19 protein-coding genes are annotated in these 19587 nt (G+C 70.9%); 5 read left to right on the plus strand and 14 right to left on the minus strand.

What is annotated here, in order from left to right; genetic code table 11:
- Both ACFVQ0_RS07155 and ACFVQ0_RS07160 read right to left on the minus strand, forming a co-directional pair.
- A complete protein-coding gene (locus ACFVQ0_RS07155) occupies window positions 1-1605 on the minus strand; it encodes an FAD-binding oxidoreductase (protein WP_390085471.1) in 1605 nt (534 codons plus the stop codon).
- Window positions 1602-1829 carry a hypothetical protein gene (locus ACFVQ0_RS07160; protein ID WP_390085472.1) on the minus strand — a complete coding sequence of 76 codons (228 nt, stop codon included), beginning with the start codon at window positions 1827-1829 and terminating at the stop codon, window positions 1602-1604. Before ACFVQ0_RS07160 ends, ACFVQ0_RS07155 begins: the two co-directional genes overlap by 4 nt.
- 132 nt (window positions 1830-1961) lie before the next feature.
- Here ACFVQ0_RS07160 and ACFVQ0_RS07165 point away from each other — a divergent pair, with 132 nt between their 5' ends.
- Together ACFVQ0_RS07165 and ACFVQ0_RS07170 are read left to right on the plus strand one after the other, a co-directional pair.
- Window positions 1962-2945, plus strand: coding sequence for a hypothetical protein (locus ACFVQ0_RS07165; RefSeq protein ID WP_390085474.1), 984 nt, complete (start codon window positions 1962-1964; stop codon window positions 2943-2945).
- A 135-nt stretch (window positions 2946-3080) separates the two neighbouring features.
- The gene (locus ACFVQ0_RS07170) at window positions 3081-3275 is read left to right on the plus strand and encodes a hypothetical protein (RefSeq protein ID WP_123527661.1); all 195 of its coding nucleotides are present in this window, start codon (window positions 3081-3083) and stop codon (window positions 3273-3275) included.
- A 60-nt stretch (window positions 3276-3335) separates the two neighbouring features.
- On the opposite strand, the gene ACFVQ0_RS07175 is transcribed toward ACFVQ0_RS07170, so the two are convergent.
- Window positions 3336-3731 (minus strand): metal-sensitive transcriptional regulator, encoded by a 396-nt coding sequence (locus tag ACFVQ0_RS07175; RefSeq protein ID WP_390085476.1) that lies wholly within the window; start codon window positions 3729-3731, stop codon window positions 3336-3338.
- A 200-nt stretch (window positions 3732-3931) separates the two neighbouring features.
- Between ACFVQ0_RS07175 and ACFVQ0_RS07180 the strand changes: the two genes are divergently transcribed.
- On the plus strand, window positions 3932-4552 hold the full coding sequence (locus tag ACFVQ0_RS07180; protein ID WP_148019498.1) for a DUF47 domain-containing protein: 621 nt from the start codon (window positions 3932-3934) through the stop codon (window positions 4550-4552).
- A gap of 5 nt (window positions 4553-4557) precedes the next feature.
- Window positions 4558-5556 carry an inorganic phosphate transporter gene (locus ACFVQ0_RS07185; protein ID WP_311304168.1) on the plus strand — a complete coding sequence of 333 codons (999 nt, stop codon included), beginning with the start codon at window positions 4558-4560 and terminating at the stop codon, window positions 5554-5556.
- A gap of 152 nt (window positions 5557-5708) precedes the next feature.
- Here the strand turns inward: ACFVQ0_RS07185 and pstB are convergent, their stop codons facing one another.
- From pstB to mshD, 11 genes are all read right to left on the minus strand, one after another.
- Window positions 5709-6485 carry a phosphate ABC transporter ATP-binding protein PstB gene (gene pstB, locus ACFVQ0_RS07190; protein ID WP_311304167.1) on the minus strand — a complete coding sequence of 259 codons (777 nt, stop codon included), beginning with the start codon at window positions 6483-6485 and terminating at the stop codon, window positions 5709-5711.
- Between the two features lie 24 nt (window positions 6486-6509).
- Entirely contained in the window at window positions 6510-7592 is a 1083-nt protein-coding gene (pstA, locus tag ACFVQ0_RS07195; protein ID WP_390085479.1) for a phosphate ABC transporter permease PstA, read from the minus strand.
- Window positions 7589-8581 (minus strand): phosphate ABC transporter permease subunit PstC, encoded by a 993-nt coding sequence (pstC, locus tag ACFVQ0_RS07200; RefSeq protein WP_390085481.1) that lies wholly within the window; start codon window positions 8579-8581, stop codon window positions 7589-7591. The genes pstA and pstC overlap by 4 nt, the downstream gene beginning before the upstream one ends.
- A 138-nt stretch (window positions 8582-8719) precedes the next feature.
- On the minus strand, window positions 8720-9856 hold the full coding sequence (gene pstS / locus ACFVQ0_RS07205; protein ID WP_390085483.1) for a phosphate ABC transporter substrate-binding protein PstS: 1137 nt from the start codon (window positions 9854-9856) through the stop codon (window positions 8720-8722).
- Window positions 9857-10162: 306 nt separating this feature from the next.
- Entirely contained in the window at window positions 10163-10606 is a 444-nt protein-coding gene (locus tag ACFVQ0_RS07210) for an NUDIX hydrolase (protein WP_390085485.1), read from the minus strand.
- Entirely contained in the window at window positions 10603-11589 is a 987-nt protein-coding gene (locus tag ACFVQ0_RS07215) for a CHAD domain-containing protein (RefSeq protein WP_390085486.1), read from the minus strand. The genes ACFVQ0_RS07210 and ACFVQ0_RS07215 overlap by 4 nt, the downstream gene beginning before the upstream one ends.
- On the minus strand, window positions 11576-13831 hold the full coding sequence (locus tag ACFVQ0_RS07220) for an RNA degradosome polyphosphate kinase (RefSeq protein ID WP_390085488.1): 2256 nt from the start codon (window positions 13829-13831) through the stop codon (window positions 11576-11578). Before ACFVQ0_RS07220 ends, ACFVQ0_RS07215 begins: the two co-directional genes overlap by 14 nt.
- 249 nt (window positions 13832-14080) lie before the next feature.
- Window positions 14081-15052, minus strand: a complete 972-nt coding sequence (locus tag ACFVQ0_RS07225) for a hypothetical protein (RefSeq protein WP_390085490.1) — start codon at window positions 15050-15052, stop codon at window positions 14081-14083.
- Complete coding sequence (locus ACFVQ0_RS07230) at window positions 15049-15951, minus strand: ABC transporter ATP-binding protein (RefSeq protein WP_390085492.1); 903 nt, start codon at window positions 15949-15951, stop codon at window positions 15049-15051. The genes ACFVQ0_RS07225 and ACFVQ0_RS07230 overlap by 4 nt, the downstream gene beginning before the upstream one ends.
- Window positions 15948-16358 carry a GntR family transcriptional regulator gene (locus ACFVQ0_RS07235; RefSeq protein WP_390085493.1) on the minus strand — a complete coding sequence of 137 codons (411 nt, stop codon included), beginning with the start codon at window positions 16356-16358 and terminating at the stop codon, window positions 15948-15950. Before ACFVQ0_RS07235 ends, ACFVQ0_RS07230 begins: the two co-directional genes overlap by 4 nt.
- A gap of 104 nt (window positions 16359-16462) precedes the next feature.
- Window positions 16463-17407: a mycothiol synthase gene (mshD, locus tag ACFVQ0_RS07240; protein ID WP_390085495.1), complete on the minus strand. Its 945-nt coding sequence runs from the start codon at window positions 17405-17407 to the stop codon at window positions 16463-16465.
- A gap of 255 nt (window positions 17408-17662) precedes the next feature.
- Here mshD and ACFVQ0_RS07245 point away from each other — a divergent pair, with 255 nt between their 5' ends.
- A complete protein-coding gene (locus ACFVQ0_RS07245) occupies window positions 17663-19546 on the plus strand; it encodes a bifunctional metallophosphatase/5'-nucleotidase (protein WP_390085497.1) in 1884 nt (627 codons plus the stop codon).
- Window positions 19547-19587: the final 41 nt, after the last annotated feature.

Raw genomic sequence — 19587 nt, forward strand, 5'->3', positions numbered from 1 at the left:
TCACAGCGACTGCGGGAACGTGAACACGCCGTCCGGGTCGTACCGCTTCTTCACCTCGGCCAGGCGGGCGGCGGCCGTGCCGTAGTAGGCGTTCCGCCAGTCCTTCAGTGCCGGGTCCGCGTAGTTCTGGTAGGCCGCTCCGGATGCGTACCGGCGCAGCGCGGAATGGGTGTCTTTCAGCCACTTCTGTTGTGGGCTGCCCGATGTGCCGGGGCGCCAGGCGCCGATGTACTGGGCGAGCACCCGTGAGTGCCGGTGGACGAACGCCGTGGCCTGCGGGTCCACCCGGTTGATGGCTCCGCCCAGCGCGGTGAGCGCGATCGATCCGCCGCCGCCCTGGTCCACGCCGAGCCGGGTGAAGGCCTCCGTCCGGTCGAGGAGGGCCTGGACGCCGGCCGGGGACAGCGCGTGGTCGTAGAAGTCGGACGCGGCCGCGTACGTCTCTCGCTGGAGCGTGCCCTGCGAGGTGCGGCCGGGCGTGGTGCCCGGCAGATGGCACTGGGCGTCCGTGATGCCCGAGCAGCCCGCGTACACGAGCATCGCCTCCTGGTAGCTGCGGCGGCGGAGCGAGACGGAGGAGGCGGGGGCGCCGATCCGGTCGGCGAGGCGGTCGACGGCGTTCTGCAGATCGCCGTACGTGCCGAGGCTGAACGCCGAGACCGTCACGGTCGGGTTTCCGCCGCCGGGGCCCGCCGCGAGGTGGGCGGAGGACCAGATCTCGTCCGGCTGGTCCGGTCCCCACTGCTGCCAGGCGGTGATGACGGACCGGGCGCGCGACCAGGGCCAGGACATGTACGCGGTGACGGTCCGCGGGGCCGGGCGGGTGCGGAAGCGGAGTTCGGTGACGACGCCGAAGTTGCCGTTGCCCGCGCCGCGCAGCGCCCAGAAGAGGTCGGGGTGGTGTTTGGCGTCGGCGGTGAGGGTCTTGCCGTCGGCGGTGACGATGGTCGCCGCGGTGAGGCTGTCGCAGGTCAGGCCGTATGCGCGGGCCGCGACTCCGTGGCCGCCGCCGAGGGTGAGGCCGGAGATCGCGACCGTGGGGCAGGAGCCGCCGGGGATCGTCACGCCGTGCGCGGCGAGGCCCTGGTAGACGTCGAGGAGCCGGGCGCCCGCGCCGATCGTGCCGTCCCCGTTGACGCGCGAGAGTGACGAGACGTCAATGACGAGCCTGCCGTCGCCGCTCGACCAGCCACCGTAGGAGTGGCCGCCGCTGCGGATGGCGACGGGCGTGGAGCTGCGCCGGGCGAAGGCCAGGCACTCGCGGATGTCGGCCTCGTGCCGGACGTAGGCGACCGCGGCCGGTTTCTGGTTGTCGTAGCGGGTGTTGTAGAGCTGACGGGCGGTCGGGTAGGACGCGTCGTCGGGGCGTACGACGGTGCCGTCCAGGCTCTTGGCCAGCGCGGGCCAGTCCGCCGGTCCTGAGGGTGCGCTCGTCGACGGGGACGCGGAGCTGCCCGTGGGCGTCGGCCCGCCCGTCGTCGTGGCCGGGGTCGAGCCGCCGGTGGGCTTGGAGGATCCGGTGTCGTCGCAGGCGGTGGCGGTGACGCCGGTGAGCGCGGCGGCGGCGCCCGCGGTCAGGACGGTGCGCCGGTTCGGCAGGTTCATCGGACCTCCGGAGTGGGGGGAACGGGTGCGGCCGGTGGTCCGGTCAGGGGGCGGTGGGCGTCGGCGTCGGCGCGGGCCCGGTCGCGGGATCTGCGGGCCGGCCCGGACCAGCCGCAGCCGCATCGGGCGGTGCAGAACGAGCCGCGTTCGACGGTGGTGGGTTCGTGGGCGGACCGGGCCGGTGGGACGGCCGGTGGAACCTCTGCGGTGTGTTGGTCATACACGCGTCCACGGTACTGGGCGGGGCCGTCCGGCGGTGAGGGGTGGGCGGGCGGCGTTACGGGGGACTGGGGCTGTCGTTATCCGGAACGGGTGGGGGCTCGGGCAAGCGGTACGGCGTTGGGGGTTGGCAGGCGATGGTGGTGCGGCAGCACAGATCCGGAGGCGGGGCGCGCGCTGTGTGCGCCCTCGCCGCGATGGGCGTGATGGCGGCGGCCGCCGGTTGCTCCGGCGGTGGCGGCGACCGGGCCGCGGCCGACGACCGGGCCGGGCCCGGCGCCGTCGAGGCGGTACGGCAGGCGGCCGCGGTGCTCACGGGGACGGACGCCTACGGCGCGTCCCCCACCGGTGGGCCGGCCGGTGAGCCGACGGGGAATCCAACAGGGTCCCCGGCCGGGAAGCCTGCCCGGTCCCATGCCGGGGCGGCCGCGGGCGCGGAGGCCGGGGCGGGCACCACCGCCAAGGTGAGTACGTCGATGGAGACGGCGGCGGGCGGTACCCGGGTGACGATCAGGGGCCGGGGGACGTACGACTTCCGCAGCCGGTCCGGCCGGCTCAAGGTGGTCCTGCCGCAGGACGCCGTGGGCAAGGAGGAGCACCTGCCCATCACGGAGCTGCTGGCCCCCGGCGCGCTCTACATGATGAACCGGGGCGCCGGGGTGCCCAAGGACAAATGGGTCCGGATCGACACGACGGCCCTGGCCGACGGCAATCTGGTGTCCGGCGGGGCGACCGATCCGGTGGCCGCGGCCGAGCTGCTGCTCGGGGCCCGTGCGGTGACGTACCTGGGCGAGAGCGATCTGGCCGGAGTGACGGTGCGGCACTACCGGGGGACCACCGACATCGGGCGGGCCGCGCGGCAGGTGCCGGCCGCCTCACGGGGTGCGCTGACGGCGGCCGCGAAGGGGTTCCGTACGGACACCGTGCCGTTCGACGCGTATCTGGACGAGCAGGGGCGGCTGCGCAAGGTGCGCCACCGGTTCAGCTTCGCCAACGAGGGGCCCGCGGTGGAGGTGGTGTCGACGACCTTGCTGTACGGGTTCGGGGTCCCGGTGTCCGTGACGATTCCGGCCGGGCGCGACATCTACACCGGTGAGATCCGGCAGGGGCAGCAGCCGTGACCGCCACGGACCGGGTCGGTCAGGGGCTGTGCCGTAGGCATCTCGCTGAGGCGAAATGGTCCGTCCGTGCCATGCGCGGTGTGTGGTGCGCTCCCTACCCTAGGAAGTCGGCGACGGCAGTGAGAGGTGAGTGACGTGGTGACGCTCAGCGCACGGACCGTATCGGACCATGTGGCACTCGCCGAGATCGAGCTGTGCGGGGAGCTGATGATCGCGGCGTCGGCGGCGATCGGGGAACGCCTCAGTGCGGACCGTATCGACGAGGTGCTCGATGTGAAGGTGATCACTGAACGCACCACCGTCCCCCGGCAGGGAGAGCACCGGGGCTGACGGGGGCGGGCAGGGCGGGGGTGCGGGGCGGCACCCCGCGCGGGAGTGAGCAGCGGCTGATCAGGTGCGCAGCAGGCGGGCGATGGCCTTGGTGGCCTCCTCGACCTTCGCGTCGATCTCCTCGCCGCCCTTGACGGCCGCGTCCGCGACGCAGTGCCGCAGGTGTTCCTCCAGCAGCTGGAGCGCGAAGGACTGGAGCGCCTTCGTGGACGCGGAGACCTGGGTGAGTATGTCGATGCAGTAGACGTCCTCGTCGACCATGCGCTGGAGGCCCCGGATCTGGCCCTCGATGCGCCGCAGGCGCTTGAGGTGCTCCGCCTTCTGGTGGTGGTAGCCGTGTATGCCCCGGTCGTGATCGGTGACGATCTCGACTGCCGGAATGGCGGCCTCCGCCGGGCTCGTGGCGTCCGCGGTGTCCGGCGACCGGTCCGCCCCGGCGGCCTCGGTGGTGGTCATTACTGCCTCCCGTTTTCCCTTTACCCTGCCGTTTATATACCCCTGGTGGGTATATCCTAACGAATTCAGCTGAAACGTGACCGGGGTCCCGTGCTGATCACTGTGCCTGATGCGCGACACTGAAGAATGCCGGTTAGCCGTGGCCGGATGATGCGCCTAGCATCAGCCTGACCGAATCCAAAGCATCCCGAGGACCCCACGTGCGCTTTCGTCTGACCCCCAGGGAGACGAGCTTCTACGACATGTTCTCCGCGTCTGCGGACAACATCGTCACGGGCTCGAAACTCCTGATGGAACTGCTCGGGGCGGATTCTGCCTCCCGAGTCGAGATCGCGGAGCGTATGCGGGCAGCGGAGCACGCGGGGGATGACGCCACCCACGCGATCTTCCACCAGCTGAACTCCTCCTTCATTACGCCGTTCGACCGCGAGGACATTTACAATCTCGCGTCGTCGCTCGACGACATCATGGACTTCATGGAGGAAGCGGTCGACCTGGTCGTGCTGTACCAGGTCGATGAGCTCCCGAAGGGTGTCGAGCAGCAGGTCGAGGTGCTGGCGCGGGCGGCGGAACTGACCGCCGCGGCCATGCCGAACCTGCGGACCATGGACAACCTCACCGAGTACTGGATCGAGGTCAACCGCCTGGAGAACCAGGCCGACCAGATTCACCGCAAGCTGCTCGCCCAGCTCTTCAACGGCAAGTACGACGCCATAGAGGTGCTGAAGCTGAAGCAGATCGTGGACGTACTGGAAGAGGCTGCCGACGCGTTCGAGCACGTCGCGAACACGGTGGAGACCATCGCGGTCAAGGAGTCCTGAACCACGTGGACACCTTTGTACTGATCGTGACGATCGGCGTCGCGCTCGGCTTCACGTACACGAACGGCTTCCACGACTCGGCGAACGCCATCGCCACTTCGGTCTCCACCCGGGCGCTCACCCCGCGTGCGGCACTGGCCATGGCGGCGGTGATGAACCTCGCCGGCGCGTTCCTCGGCAGCGGGGTCGCGAAGACCGTCAGTGAGGGCCTGATCGCCACGCCAGAGGGCGACAAGGGGATGGGAATCCTCTTCGCCGCGCTGGTCGGCGCGATCATCTGGAACCTGGTCACCTGGTACTTCGGCCTGCCGTCGTCGTCCTCCCATGCCCTGTTCGGTGGCATGGTCGGCGCGGCGCTCGCGGGCGGGACGCTGGTGCACTGGATGGGCGTGCTCGACAAGGTCGTCATCCCGATGTTCATCTCGCCGGTGATCGGCCTGGTGGTCGGCTATCTGGTGATGGTCGCCATCATGTGGATGTTCCGGAAGTCCAATCCGCACAAGGCCAAGCGCGGTTTCCGGATCGCGCAGACGGTGTCGGCCGCGGGCATGGCGCTCGGTCACGGTCTCCAGGACGCGCAGAAGACGATGGGCATCGTGGTGATGGCCCTGGTCATCTCCGGCCACGAGACGTACAGCGACCCGATCCCGGTCTGGGTCAAGCTCGTCTGCGCGCTGATGCTGTCGCTCGGTACGTACGCGGGTGGCTGGCGCATCATGCGTACGCTCGGCCGCAAGATCATCGAGCTGGACCCGCCGCAGGGCTTCGCCGCGGAGACGACGGGGGCGTCGATCATGTTCGGCTCGGCGTTCCTGTTCCACGCGCCGATCTCGACGACGCACGTCATCACCTCGGCGATCATGGGTGTGGGCGCCACGAAGCGGGTGAACGCGGTGCGGTGGGGTGTCGCGAAGAACATCATCCTGGGTTGGTTCATCACGATGCCTGCCGCGGCGCTCGTCGCCGGCGCCAGCTACGGGGTCGTGTTCCTGCTCTTCGGGTGACGGGCCCCGCGGACCGGGCGCCCGCCCGGCTCGGTACGGCTTGATCATGTGGGTCCGCCCCGCTCTCTTGTGGAGAGCGGGGCGGACCCTTCGCCTTGTGGTGGCACCGCCATGCAGCACCCCAAGGCCGTCTGTGGGAGTGGTGGTCCGGCTCAGCCGAAGCGGCCGGAGATGTAGTCCTCCGTGGCCTGGACCGACGGGTTGGAGAAGATCCGCTCCGTCTCGTCTATCTCGATCAGCTTGCCGGGCATGCCGACCGCCGCGAGGTTGAAGAACGCGGTGCGGTCCGAGACCCGGGCCGCCTGCTGCATGTTGTGCGTCACGATGACGATCGTGAAGCGCTCCTTCAGCTCACCGATCAGGTCCTCGATGGCGAGGGTGGAGATCGGGTCGAGGGCGGAGCACGGCTCGTCCATCAGCAGCACGTCCGGTTCGACCGCGATCGCGCGGGCGATGCACAGCCGCTGCTGCTGACCGCCGGAGAGACCGGAGCCGGGCTTGTTGAGCCGGTCCTTGACCTCGTTCCAGAGGTTCGCGCCGCGCAGCGACTTCTCCACGATGTCGTTCAGGGCGCTCTTGCGGTAGTTGCCGTTCAGCCGCAGGCCCGCCGCGACGTTGTCGAAGATCGACATGGTGGGGAACGGGTTCGGGCGCTGGAAGACCATGCCGACCGTGCGGCGCACGGTGACCGGGTCGACGTTCGCCCCGTACAGGTTCTCGTCGTCCAGCAGCACCTTGCCCTCGACGCGGCCGCCGGGGGTGACCTCGTGCATCCGGTTCAGGGTGCGCAGGAAGGTGGACTTGCCGCAGCCGGACGGGCCGATGAAGGCGGTCACGGAGCGGGGTTCCACGGTCATCGAGATGTCGTCGATCGCCTTGTGGCTGCCGTAGTAGGCCGAGAGGCCACTGATGTCGATGCGCTTGGCCATCTGAATCACTGCTTTCTGCTGGCCTCAGCGGCCGGTCTTCGGGGCCTTCCAGCGGGCGATGCCGCGGGCCACCAGATTGAGGATCATGACGAAGGCGATCAGGACCAGGGCGGCGGCCCAGGCGCGGTCGTACGACGCGGTCTCACCGATCTTGTACTGCTCGTAGATGTAGAACGGCAGCGAGGACTGGGCGCCTTCGAAGGGGTTCGGGTTGATCAGCTGGCTGCCGAAGACCAGCAGGATGATCGGGGCGGTCTCGCCGGCGATCCGGGCGATGGCGAGCATGACGCCGGTGGCGATTCCGCCGATCGCGGTCGGCAGGACCACCTTCAGGATGGTGCGCCACTTCGGGATGCCGAGGGCGAGGGAGGCCTCGCGGAGCTCGTTCGGTACGAGCTTCAGCATCTCCTCCGTGGAGCGGACCACGACCGGGATCATCAGGATCGTCAGGGCCAGCGCGCCCATCAGGCCGGAGGGCTCAAGGCCCGCGATCAGCATGATCGAGAGGATGAACAGGCCGGCCACGATGGACGGGATGCCCGTCATCACGTCGACGAAGAAGGTGACGGCCCTGGCGAGCGGGCCCTTGCCGTACTCCACCAGGTAGACCGCGGTGAGCAGGCCGAGCGGGGCGGAGATCACCGTGGCGATGCCGACCTGTTCCAGCGTGCCGATCAACGCGTGGTAGACGCCGCCGCTGTCCTCGGAGCCGAGCACACCGGCCATCGAGTGGGTCAGGAAGTAGATGTCCAGGCGTCCGGAGCCGCGGCTGACGGTCGTCCAGAGCAGCGAGGCCAGCGGGACGACGGCGATCAGGAAGCAGACCCACACCAGGCTGGTGGCGAGGCGGTCCTTGGCCTGTCGCCGGTTCTCCACGACGCTGGTCGCGACGTACGAGATCACCAGGAAGAACAGCGCGGAGATCAGGCCCCACTGGACGCGGCTGTGCCAGCCGGCGGCCGCGCCGAGGCCGACGCCCAGGGCGATCGAGACGGCGGCGAAGCCGAGCGGTGCCAGGCGGGGCAGCGTGCGGCTGCTGAGGCTGTTGTGCCGGGCGGGCGGTATCGGCGTCGGACGGTCCTGGACGCTGGTGGATGCGTGGCTCATGCGTTGGCCCCCGAGTACTCCTTGCGGCGGGCGATGATGAGCCGCGCGGCGCCGTTGACCAGCAGGGTGAGGACGAAGAGGACCAGACCGGAGGCGATCAGGGCGTCACGCCCGAACGCGTCGGCCTCGCCGAACTTCGCGGCGATGTTCTGGGCGAACGTCCCGCCGCCCGGGTTGAGCACGTGCAGCGAGATGAGGAAGTTCGGGGACAGCACCGTGGCGACGGCCATCGTCTCGCCGAGTGCGCGGCCCAGGCCCAGCATCGACGCGGAGATCACGCCGGAGCGGCCGAAGGGCAGCACCGAGAGGCGGATGACCTCCCAGCGGGTGGCGCCGAGGGCGAGCGCGGCTTCCTCGTTCATCTTCGGGACCTGGAGGAAGACCTCGCGGCTGACGCTGGTCACGATCGGCAGGATCATGATCGCGAGCAGGATGCCGACGGTGAAGAGCGAGCGGGCGACGCCGACCTCGGTCTTCTCGAAGATGTACGTCCAGCCGAAGAACTGGTCGAGCCAGAGGTTCAGGCCTTCGAGGTACGGCACCAGGACGAGCGCGCCCCAGATGCCGTAGACGATGCTGGGCACCGCGGCGAGCAGATCGACGACGTACGCGATCGGGCCGGCCAGCTTGCGCGGCGCGTAGTGCGAGATGAAGAGGGCGATGCCGACAGCGATCGGAACCGCGATGACCATCGCGATGATCGAGCTGACGACGGTCCCGAAGAGCAGGACCGCGATGCCGAAGACGGGGGGACTGCCGGCCGGGTTCCAGTCGAAGGTGGTGAAGAAGTTGCCTTCGTCCTTGGAGATGGCGATGGCGGCGCGGTAGCTGAGGAACACGGCGATCGACGCCATGAGCACGAGCAGCAGGATGCCGGAGCCCTGTGACAGGCCCAGGAATATCCGGTCGCCGAGGCGCCCGGCGGGCCGGGGGCGGGATCGCCCGCCCGGCCGGGCCGGTGGTGTCTCTGTCTGAGTGGTGGAAGCCATGGTCTTTCCGGTCTGTGTGGGGGAGCGGGGCGCTCCCCTGGCGGCGGTGCACCGGATGGGGGTGGTGGTGGCCGCCGGTCCGGAGGGGTGTGCCGGACCGGCCGCCTGTTACGTGTCGTGCGTCGTGCGTCGTGCGGGTTACGAGAGGCCGGCGACCGTCTCGCGGACCTTGGTGTTGATCGCCTCGGGGATCGGGGCGTAGCCGGCCTCGGTGAGGAGCTGCTGGCCCTCGGTGGAGGCGGTGTAGGTCAGGAAGGACTTGACGGTGCCGAGGGTGTCGGCCTTGTTGCCGGTGTCGCAGACGACCTCGTAGGTCACCAGGACCAGCGGGTAGGCGCCCTCGGCCTTGGTGGTGTAGTCGAGGTCGAGCGCCAGGTCCTTGCCGGTGCCCGTGACCTTGGCGGCGGCGATGGCCTTGGAGGCGTTCTCCGAGGAGGCCTTGACCGGGGCGGCGCCGCCGGTGTTGATGTCGACCGTGGTGATCTTCTGCGAGGCGGCGTAGGAAAGCTCGAAGTAGCCGATCGCCCCGTCGACGGCCTTCACCTGGGTGGCGACGCCGGAGGAGCCGGACGCGGCCTGGCCACCGGGGGCCGGCCACTTCTTCTCGGCCTCGTACTTCCAGTCGCTCGGGGCGGTGGCGGCGAGGTACTTGCCCAGGTTCTGGGTGGTGCCGGAGTCCTCGGAGCGGTGGAAGGGCTGGATGGCCTTGTCCGGGAGCTTGGCGCCGGGGTTGAGCTTGGTGATCGCCGGGTCGTTCCACTTCTTGATCTTCGTGTCGAAGATCTTGGCGAGGGTGGGGGCGTCCAGCGTCAGGCTGTCGACACCTTCGAGGTGGAAGCCGACCGCGATCGGGCCGCCGACCATCGGGAGGTTGATGCCCTGGCCGGTCTTGCAGATCTTCTTCGAGTCGGCGACCTCTTCGGGCTTCAGCGCCGAGTCGGAGCCGGCGAAGCCCACGGTGCCCTGGTTGAAGGCGACGATGCCCTCGCCGGACGAGGAGGAGTTGTAGTTGATCTCCACGCCGGAACAGGCGGCCATGTAGTCCTTGACCCACAGGTCCATGGCGTTCTTCTGGGCGCTGGAGCCGGAGGCGCGCAGCTGGCCCTTGGCGCCGTCGCACTTGACGTTCGAGGCGGCCTTCGTCTTGCCGCCGCTGCCGCCGGTGTCGCCGCCGCTGTTGTTGTCCGAACCGCACGCCGTGAGGACCAGGGCGCCGGAGACGGCGAGGGCACCGAGCGCGGTGGCACGAAGCCGGTTCTTGCGCTGAAGCTTCACTTTCGGGTGTTCCTTCCAGGAGCCGCCGCGATTGATTTCGTTCTACGACGGCGTGCGAGGTGATGGGTCGTGCGGAAGTCATTGCCGGTGCGGTCTGTGCCTCGCACCGTGTACTGCCGAAATTAGGCAGAACAGGTGAAGCGGTTTGCGGGGGTGAGTGAACGGAAGGTGAACCGTGTCGGGCGGCCTGGTTCCGCCGTCGGGACTGGCCGGATCGGCCCGGTCACGCGTTGGGCCGAGCCACGCGGCGTTCGGCCGGGTCACGCGTGGGGAAGAGCTACGCGTCCGGAACGGTCACGCGTTGGGTCACGCGTTCGGCAGGGTGCGCAGGGACTGGGCCGTGTCCAGCAGGGCGCGGTCGCGCGGGTGGGTCAGCCGGGCGCGGGCGGCCTCCGGCGCGAGCCACAGCACGGCGTCCACCTCACGGTTCGGGACGAAGGAGCCCGCGGTCGCCTCGGCGGACCAGTACGTGACCTCCTTCGGGCGCCCGTTCGCGACGTACCGGACCACGGGCAGCACGGCGCCCGGCACGCAGTGGTGGCCCGTCTCCTCCAGTACCTCGCGCAGCGCGGCGTCCCGCGGGGACTCGCCGCGCTTCAGCTTGCCCTTGGGGAAGGACCAGTCGTCGTACCGCGGCCTGTGTACGAGACAGAGCTCGACACCGGCTCCGGGCACGGTGGCTCCCGGCACGGTGGCCGGGGCCGGGCGGCGCCAGAGCACGCAGCCCGCCGCCCGGACCGTGCCGATCACCGGGCGGTCACGGCCGCCGCGTACGGCCAGGTCTCCCGGAACACCGCGCGCGCCGCCTCCACCTCGTGGCGCTGGTCGGCGTGGAGCACGCCCAGGGCGTACGCGGTCGCCGGTGCGATGCGTGGCGTACGGGCGGCGGAGGCCGCCGCCGAGGCCGCCTCCGCCGCGTCCCGGTGCAGGTCGAGGGCGTGCCCCGGGCCGGCCAGGACCGGGTCGGGGGCGCCGCGCACCACCTCGTGGGCGTACCGGTGCAGGCGCAGCAGCAGCCGGGTCCGGTGCCAGGACGCGTCCTGCGCCTCGTTGTACGGCTCGGCCGCGGTGTCGGCGGCGAGGGCGGCCACCGCGCCGAGCAGCCGCTGTTCGGCCCGGTCGGCGGGCTCGGCCAGCAGTTCGGCGGCGGGTGCGGAGGCCGTGGGGGCGAGCGGGACCTCGGAGGCGAGCAGCGCGACCGCGTCGGCCACCGCGTGGAAGCGGGAGGAGCCGAGGGCCTGGAGCGCGGCGGAGTGCGCGCGGGTCCGGGCGAGGGTCAGCTGGCGTTCCAGCAGTGCGCCGGCGCGCGCCGCACCGACGCCGAGGCCGGCGCGCTCCTTCGCGGCGCCGTTGCCGGATGAGGTGCGGGCCGCGGGCAGGGGCGTCCCGGACAGTCCGTGCAGCGCGTCCAGGAGCCGGTTCAGCCGGTCCGCGTACGCGTGCTCGCGGGCCAGGGTGCCGGACAGCCAGGCCAGTTCGGTGCGCAGCTGCTCGGCCCAGAGCGGGTCGAGCGCGGCGCGGAAGGTATGCAGGGTGCCGCCGATCCGGCGGGACGAGCGGCGCAGCGCGGCGGCGGCCTGCTCCGCGGCCTGCGGACCGGCGTCCGTGGGGGCACTGTTCTCGCGGTGCAGGCGCAGACTCCGCAGGAAGTCCGCTGCCTGCGCCCGGAGATACGGTGCGAGCACCGCCCCCGCGGTCACGTCCGTCTGGGTCTGCTGGTCAGGGCGTCGCACGCCGGCGCCTCCGGGCGTCAATGAGCATTTCCTGTACGTGCCGCAGCGGCCGGCCCTCCGCGTCCGTGGCGTGCCGGGTCCAGTTCCCGTCGGGGCCCAGGTGCCAGGAGGAGGTGGTGTCGGCCATGCCCGTCTCCAGGAGGCGGCTGAGCGCGGCCCGGTGGGCGGGGTCGGTGACCCTGACGAGGGCCTCGATGCGGCGGTCGAGGTTGCGGTGCATCATGTCGGCGCTGCCGAACCAGACTTCGGGTTCGCCGCCGTTGCCGAAGGAGAACACCCGGGAGTGTTCGAGGAAGCGGCCGAGTATCGAGCGGACCCGGATGTTCTCGGAGAGTCCGGTGACGCCGGGGCGGATCGCGCAGATGCCGCGTACCCAGATGTCGACCGGGACGCCTGCCTGCGCGGCCCGGTAGCAGGCGTCGATGATCGCTTCGTCGACCATCGAGTTGACCTTGATGCGTACGTAGGCGGTGCGGCCGGCCCGCTGGTGCGCGATCTCCTTGTTGATCCGGGCGATCAGTCCGTCGCGCAGCGACTTGGGGGCGACCAGCAGCCGCCGGTAGGTCTCGCGGCGGGAGTAGCCGGACAGCCGGTTGAAGAGGTCGGAGAGGTCCGCGCCGACCTGCGGGTCGGCGGTGAGCAGGCCGAGGTCCTCGTACAGCCGCGCCGTCTTGGGGTGGTAGTTGCCGGTGCCGACGTGTGAGTAGCGGCGCAGGGTGTCGCTCTCCTGGCGGACGACGAGCGAGAGCTTGCAGTGTGTCTTGAGGCCGACGAGCCCGTAGACGACGTGGCAGCCCGCCTCCTCCAGCTTGCGCGCCCACTTGATGTTGGCCTGCTCGTCGAAGCGGGCCTTGATCTCGACGAGTACGAGGACCTGCTTGCCGGACTCGGCGGCGTCGATGAGGGCGTCCACTATCGGGGAGTCGCCCGAGGTGCGGTACAGGGTCTGCTTGATCGCGAGGACGTCCGGGTCGCCCGCCGCCTGTTCCAGGAAGGCCTGGACGGAGGTGGAGAAGGAGTCGTACGGGTGGTGCAGCAGGACGTCGCGTTCGCGCAGGGCGGCGAAGATGTCGGGCGCGGAGGCGGACTCCACCTCGGCGAGGTCGCGGTGGGTGCCGGCGATGAACTTGGGGAACTTCAGCTCGGGACGGTCCAGCGACGCTATGCCGAAGAGGCCGGTGAGGTCGAGCGGTCCGGGCAGCGGGTAGACCTCGGCGTCGGACACCTTCAGCTCGCGGACCAGCAGGTCCAGTACGTACGGGTCGATGGACTCCTCGACCTCCAGCCGGACCGGCGGGCCGAAGCGGCGGCGCATCAGCTCCTTCTCCAGGGCCTGGAGGAGGTTCTCCGCGTCGTCCTCCTCGACTTCCAGGTCCTCGTTCCTGGTGACCCGGAACATGTGGTGCGCGAGCACCTCCATGCCCGGGAAGAGCTCCTCCAGGTGGGCGGCGATGACGTCCTCGATGGGGACGTAGCGCTGCGGGGAGGCCTCCAGGAAGCGGGTCAGCAGCGGCGGGACCTTGACCCGGGCGAAGTGGCGGTGGCCGCTGACCGGGTTGCGTACGACGACGGCGAGGTTGAGCGAGAGCCCGGAGATGTACGGGAAGGGGTGCGCCGGGTCGACCGCCAGGGGGGTCAGTACGGGGAAGACGCGCTGCCGGAAGAAGGTGAACAGGCGGGCCTGCTCCTTCTCGGTCAGCTCGGGCCAGCGGATCAGCTGGATGCCCTCGTCGGACAGGGCGGGGGCGACGTCCTGCTGGTAGCAGGCGGCGTGCCGGGCCATGAGTTCGCGCGAGCGGGTCCAGATCAGGTCGAGGACCTCGCGGGGCTGGAGACCGGACGCGGAACGGGTGGCGACCCCGGTCGCGATGCGGCGTTTCAGGCCCGCCACCCGGACCATGAAGAACTCGTCCAGGTTCGAGGCGAAGATGGCGAGGAAATTAGCCCGTTCGAGGAGGGGGGTCGAGGGGTCCTCGGCCAGTTCCAGAACGCGTTCGTTGAATGCGAGCCAGCTGCGTTCGCGGTCCAGGAACCGGCCCTGGGGCAGCTCGTCCCCGTCGACATCGGGCTCGTACGCGTCGGCGTCGGCGTCGATATCGGGGTCCAGATCGGCCGCTGTGGACAGGGTGGAGCCGGAGTGCGCGGGGGCGGCGACGGCGTGCGGCCGGTGTGCGGCGAGGGAGCCGACGGACGGCTGAGCGGCGGGCTGGACCGGGACCTCGGAGCTGGGCTGCTGGCTCATGGGCCCATTCTTCCGCGCGGAGTGCTCCGGGGGCGCGTCGGAGGGGGGTGAGATCGCGGAGATCGCACGGTCGGCGCGTTCTCTGCCGGGAATTCTCCCGTTGCGGGGGGACGGCACAGCTGGCTGCATCCTGAGAGGGTCGCAAGGGCGTCTGAATGCCCGGTAACGGCGACATGACATGCAGGAAGCGGTCCGGCCGTGTCCGGGGGGCGGATCGGGCCCCCGGACACGGCCGCACCTCGGGCGGGCTCAGCCGTGGCTGCGGCGCAGGACCCGGAACGCGACGGCGACGGCGGCGGCCGCGAGGACCAGCAGGATGCCGGTCTCGACCAGCTGGAGCGGCCAGAAGTGCGCGGCGGGGTGGTAATCGATGTACTGCGAGGTCGCCCCGTGCCGGGCCATGCACGCGTCGACGTCAGCGGCGCCGGAACAGGTGGTGTCGCCCAGCCGGGTGCCGCCGCCGGTCATCCAGCCGACGGAGACGTCGGAGGCGGCCGACGGATACCGGATCTCCCGTCCGAGGGCCGTGGTGTCCGTGCGCATCGGCCACAGACCGCCGCGTACGGAGTTCATGACGAGGACCACGACGGCGTAGGCGGCCGCGGTGACGGCCATCGCGGGCAGTGTGCGCCTGACCAGTACGGCGGCGAGGGCGCCGAGCGCCAGGCAGAGCAGGGCGTAGCCCACCGGGGCGGGGCCCATCGCCCCGTACACCTGGGGCTCGTACCACTGGACCGGGTAGTTCGTGCCGCGCGCCCGGGACCAGGCCCAGCCGTACACGGCGGACAGCACGGAGACGCCGGCGACGGTGAGGACGGCGGGGACGGCGAGCTTCGCGGTCAGCCAGCGGGCGGGGCTGACGGACTGGCTCCAGGCGAGCCGGTAGGTGCCGTCCTCCAGCTCCCGGCCGATCATCGGCCCGGCGACGAACACGCCGAACGCCGCGGGCAGCACCATCATGGCGACGCCCGCGTACCCGAGCAGGTGGTTGAAGTACAGCTCGACGCCGAGGAAGTGGCGGACGGCGATGCCGCAGCCGCGGACCGTGTGCCGTACCGAGCAGCCGGTGTCGTCGAAGGTGGTGGCGGCGGCCGACGTCACCCACCAGGCCACGCCCATCAGCACGATCCCGGCGAACGCGAGCGCGCCGGTGATCCACAGGGTGCGGCGGTGCTGGAGTACGACGACGCGGGCCGGGCCGCGCAGGGCGAGGGCGCTCATGCGGCGCTCACCGCCGCCCGGGTTGTGGCGGCCGCGCTCGGCGTGAGCAGCGGGGGTGCCTCGGGGGAGCGGAGGTGTGCCAGCAGCAGTTCCTCCAGTGACGGTTGGGCGGTCTCCCAGTCGGCGGTGTCCACCGGGCCCTCCTTCCGGACGAGTGCGGTCAGCCGCCGTCCCGTGGTGCGTGACTCGACGACGGTGTGCGGGGCGAGGTCCCCCGCCGGGCCGGTGAGCAGGGTGTGCGCGGTGAGCAGCTCGTCGGTCTCGCCGCCGAGGCGGACGCGGCCGCCGTCGACGAGCAGCAGGTAGTCGCAGGCGCCCTCCAGCTCGGCCAGGATGTGCGAGGACATCACGATGGTGGTGGAGCGCTCGGCGGCCTCGGCCATCAGGGCGCCCATCAGCTGGTGCCGGCCGAGCGGGTCGAGGTCGGCCATGGGCTCGTCCAGGAGCAGCAGTTCGGGCCGCTTGCCGAGGGCGAGGGCCAGGGCGAGCCGGGTGCGCTGGCCGCCGGACAGGGCGCGGACCCTGGCGTCGGCGGGGAGCGGTTCCGTGATGCGCTCCGCGACGTCCTGGTCCCAGGTGCCGTGGTTCAGCTCGGCGCCCGCCCACAGGGTCTCGGTGACCGTCAGCTGCGGGTACAGCGGTTTGTCCTGGGCCACGAAGGCCATGCGGCGGCGGGCGTCGCCGGGCGCGGAGCCCAGTACCCGTACCGTCCCCTCGGCCGGCCGCAGGAACCCCGCCGCCAGGCTCAACAGCGTGGACTTCCCCGCACCGTTGGGGCCGACGAGCGCGCATATGCGCCCGACGGGCAGCCGGAAGGAGCAGTCGCGCAGCGCCCAGCCCCCGCCCCTGCCCCGGTACTTCATGCCGAGGCCATCGGCCTCGATCGCAGCGCCTGTCATCCGGGCTGTTCTCCCTCGAAGGTCTTGTTCAGTACGGCGGTGAAGAGCGCGTTCACGTCGTCCTTGTCCAGTCCGGCCGCGCGGGCGCGGCGGGCCCAGTCGGTGAGTTCGGCGCGCAGCGGGGCGTCGTCGGCGGCGGCCGCGCCGCCCAGGGTGCGGGTGACGAAGGTGCCGAGCCCGCGCCGTGCCTCGACCAGCCCTTCGCGCTCCAGCTCGCGGTAGGCCTTGAGCACGGTGTTCGGGTTGATGGCGGTGGCCTCCACGACCTCGCGGGCGGTGGGCAGCCGGTCGCCCGGCTTCAGCAGGTTCAGGCGCAGGGCCTGCTTGGTCTGCTGGACGATCTGGAGGTACGTGGCGATGCCGCTGCGCCGGTCGATGCGGTATTCGACCGCTGCGGACTGTGCCATGTTCACCCCTTTCACTAATTGAGTAGTGAAAGGGTGGCGTAAAACTGGGGCGACGTCAAACGACGCCGCCCCGGGGGAGGTTGTGCTCGTGGTCGTGACCGGTCTCAGGACTCCGTGCGGTACATCAGGTCCACCTCGTGGGTGGTGAAGCCCATGCGCTCGTAGACCGTCACGGCCGCGGTGTTGTCCGCGTCGACGTAGAGCATCGCGGTGGGCAGCCCCTCGGCGGCGAGGTGGCGCAGCCCGATCGCGGTGAGCGCCTTGCCCAGGCCGCCGCCCTGCGCGTCGGGCCGGATGCCGACGACGTACACCTCGCCGAGCTGCTCCTCCGCGTGCACCTTCGTCCAGTGGAAGCCGATCAGCTCGGCGGTGCCGGTGCCGTCATCGGTGGTGCGCTCGGCGAGGAAGAAGCCCTTCGGGTCGAACCAGGGCTCGGCCTTGCGGTCGTCGAGGTCGCGCTGCGTCAGCGAGCCCTGCTCGGGGTGGTGGGCGAAGGCGGCGCGGTTCACGGCCAGCCAGGCGGCGTCGTCCTGGCCGGGGACGAACGCGCGGACGGTCACGCCCGGCGGCAGGGCCGGCTCCGCGATGTTCAGCGGGCTCAACGGGCGCCGCAGCTGCCGCAGTTCACGGAAGAGCGAGAGGCCGAGGACCTGTGCGAGGTGGCGCGCCGCGGACCGGCCGCCGTGCGCCCAGACCCGCAGCCGCTTCCCGGTGGCGGCCAGCAGCGCCGCCCCGAGCGCCCGCCCGTGCCCGTGCCCCCGGTGCGAGGGGTGCACGACCAGCTCGGCGGCCGGCGCCTCCACGGGGTCGGTGTCCTCCAGCTGCGCGTACCCGACGAGCACGCCCCCGGCGGTCAGCAGGAAGTGCCGCACGCCCTCCCGGTGCCCGCCGCGCAACTGCAGCCGCCCCTGCTCGGACACGGCCTGCCTGCCATCGGACCTGGCCGCCTCCGCGAGCAGCCCGGACACGGCCTCGGCCTGCTCGGGGTCGAGGACGTCGAGCGTCCGGATCTCGCGGCCGGGGGCGGGGAGGGGTACGTCAGTCGTCATGCGTACGAGCGTACGTGGCCCTTGGGCGGGGGGGCGGCGGGGTTCCTCGGCGTTGCCCTGGTCCGGCGATTGCGGACGGAACCCCGCGCCCCGGACCTGGGTGCCATATGGGTGAATGGCCCCCTTCCGACCGCACGGCAACCAGTTCGTAACCCCGAACACCTGTCGCGCTACGCGCGTTGACTCTAGGCTGCGGCACGCAGTCTCCAGACTCGTCACCACTCTCAGACCTCCGCTGAACTCACAAGGGGACCGATGTCAGCGACACCGCAGAAGAACCGCGCGTCCCGGCGGGTGCTCGCCGCCGCTGCCGGCCTTGCCACCGTCGGAGCGCTCGTCGCGGCCATGCCGGCCGGCGCACAGGAGCGCGGCCACGGCCACGGACACGGGCACGGCAAGGACCACGGCCATCACGCGCCGGACCGGACCGTGGACGTACAACTGCTGTCCTTCAACGACCTGCACGGCAACCTGGAGCCGCCGGCCGGCTCGGCCGGTACGGTCAACGAGACGCAGGCCGACGGCACGGTGAAGGCCGTTCCGGCCGGCGGCGTGGAGTACCTGGCCTCCTCGCTGCGCACCGCGCGCAAGGGCCACCCGTACTCGATCACCGCAGCCGGCGGCGACATGGTGGGCGCGAGCCCGCTGCTGTCGGGGCTCTTCCACGACGAGCCGACCATCGAGGCGCTCAACAAGATCGACCTCGACGTGACGAGCGTCGGCAACCACGAGTTCGACGAGGGCGCCACGGAGCTGGCCCGCCTCCAGAACGGCGGCTGCCACCCGGTCGAGGGGTGCTACGAGAAGGGCAAGAAGTTCAAGGGTGCCGACTTCCCCTACCTCGCCGCCAACGTGACGAGCGAGAAGACCGGCAAGCCGATTCTGAAGCCGTACACGGTGTGGAAGAAGAACGGCGTGAAGATCGGCTTCATCGGAGTGACCCTGGAGGGCACCCCGAACATCGTGACGGCCAACGGCGTCAAGGGCCTGAAGTTCCACGACGAGATCGAGACGGTCAACAAGTACGCCAAGGAGCTGGACCGGCAGGGCGTCAAGTCCATCGTCGCGCTGATCCACGAGGGCGGCGCCCCCGCCTCGTCGTCGTACAACTACGACTGCGACAGCCCGGGTGCCGGTGACGGCATCTCCGGGCCGATCACCGACATCGCCAAGGGCATCTCGCCCAAGGTCGACGCGCTGGTGACGGGCCACACCCACCAGGCGTACGTGTGCACCGTCCCGGACCCGGCGGGCAACCCGCGCCTGGTCACCTCGGCCTCGTCGTTCGGCAAGCTGTACACGGACACGACGCTCACCTACGACCGCCGCACCAACGACATCGTGCGCACGGCGGTGAAGGGCTCGGGCGCCTCCTCCAAGCACCACCCCAAGCCCGCGAACCCGGTCTCCGCCAACCACATCGTGGACAGGGACCAGGCCCCGGCGAACGACATGACGGCCCTCATCGCGCGCTGGAACACCCTCGCGGCGCCGATCGCGAACCGGCCGCAGGGCTACATCTCCGCCGACATCAACGGCCGCGGCTCCACGGCCCCGGAGAAGCCGCTCGGCAACCTGATCGCGGACGCGCAGCTGGAGGGCCTGGCCCCGGCGGACAAGGGCGGGGCGGTCGTCGCCTTCATGAACCCGGGCGGCATCCGCGCGGACCTGGTGTACAAGGCGTCGGGCAGTGAGGGCGACGGCGTGGTGACGTACGGCGAGTCGTTCACCGTGCAGCCGTTCACCAACATGATGAACGTCGTCGACCTGACCGGCGCGCAGCTCGTCAGCGCCCTCCAGCAGCAGGTCAGCGGCTCCAACGAGGCCAGCCCGAAGATTCTCCAGGTCTCCAAGGGCCTCACCTACACGCTGGACATGACGAAGTCCGGCGCGGCCCGCGTAGTCACGGACACGATCAAGCTGAACGGCGAGGCGATCGACCCCGCCAAGACGTACCGCGTCGCGATGAACGAGTTCCTGGCGGGCGGCGGCGACGGCTTCGCGGCGCTCGGTGAGGGCACCAACAAGCTGGTCGGCGCCTCCGACCTGGACCTGTTCAACGACTACCTGGCCGCACACTCCACGGCCACCGCACCGCTGGCCCCGCCGGCGACGGACCGGATCACGGTCGTTCAGTAGGACGTACGTACCTGCCATGGGCGCGGGGGCGGTGGGCCGGA

Origin of the sequence: Streptomyces sp. NPDC057900, from assembly GCF_042887885.1 — a bacterium.
Lineage (GTDB): Bacteria > Actinomycetota > Actinomycetes > Streptomycetales > Streptomycetaceae > Streptomyces.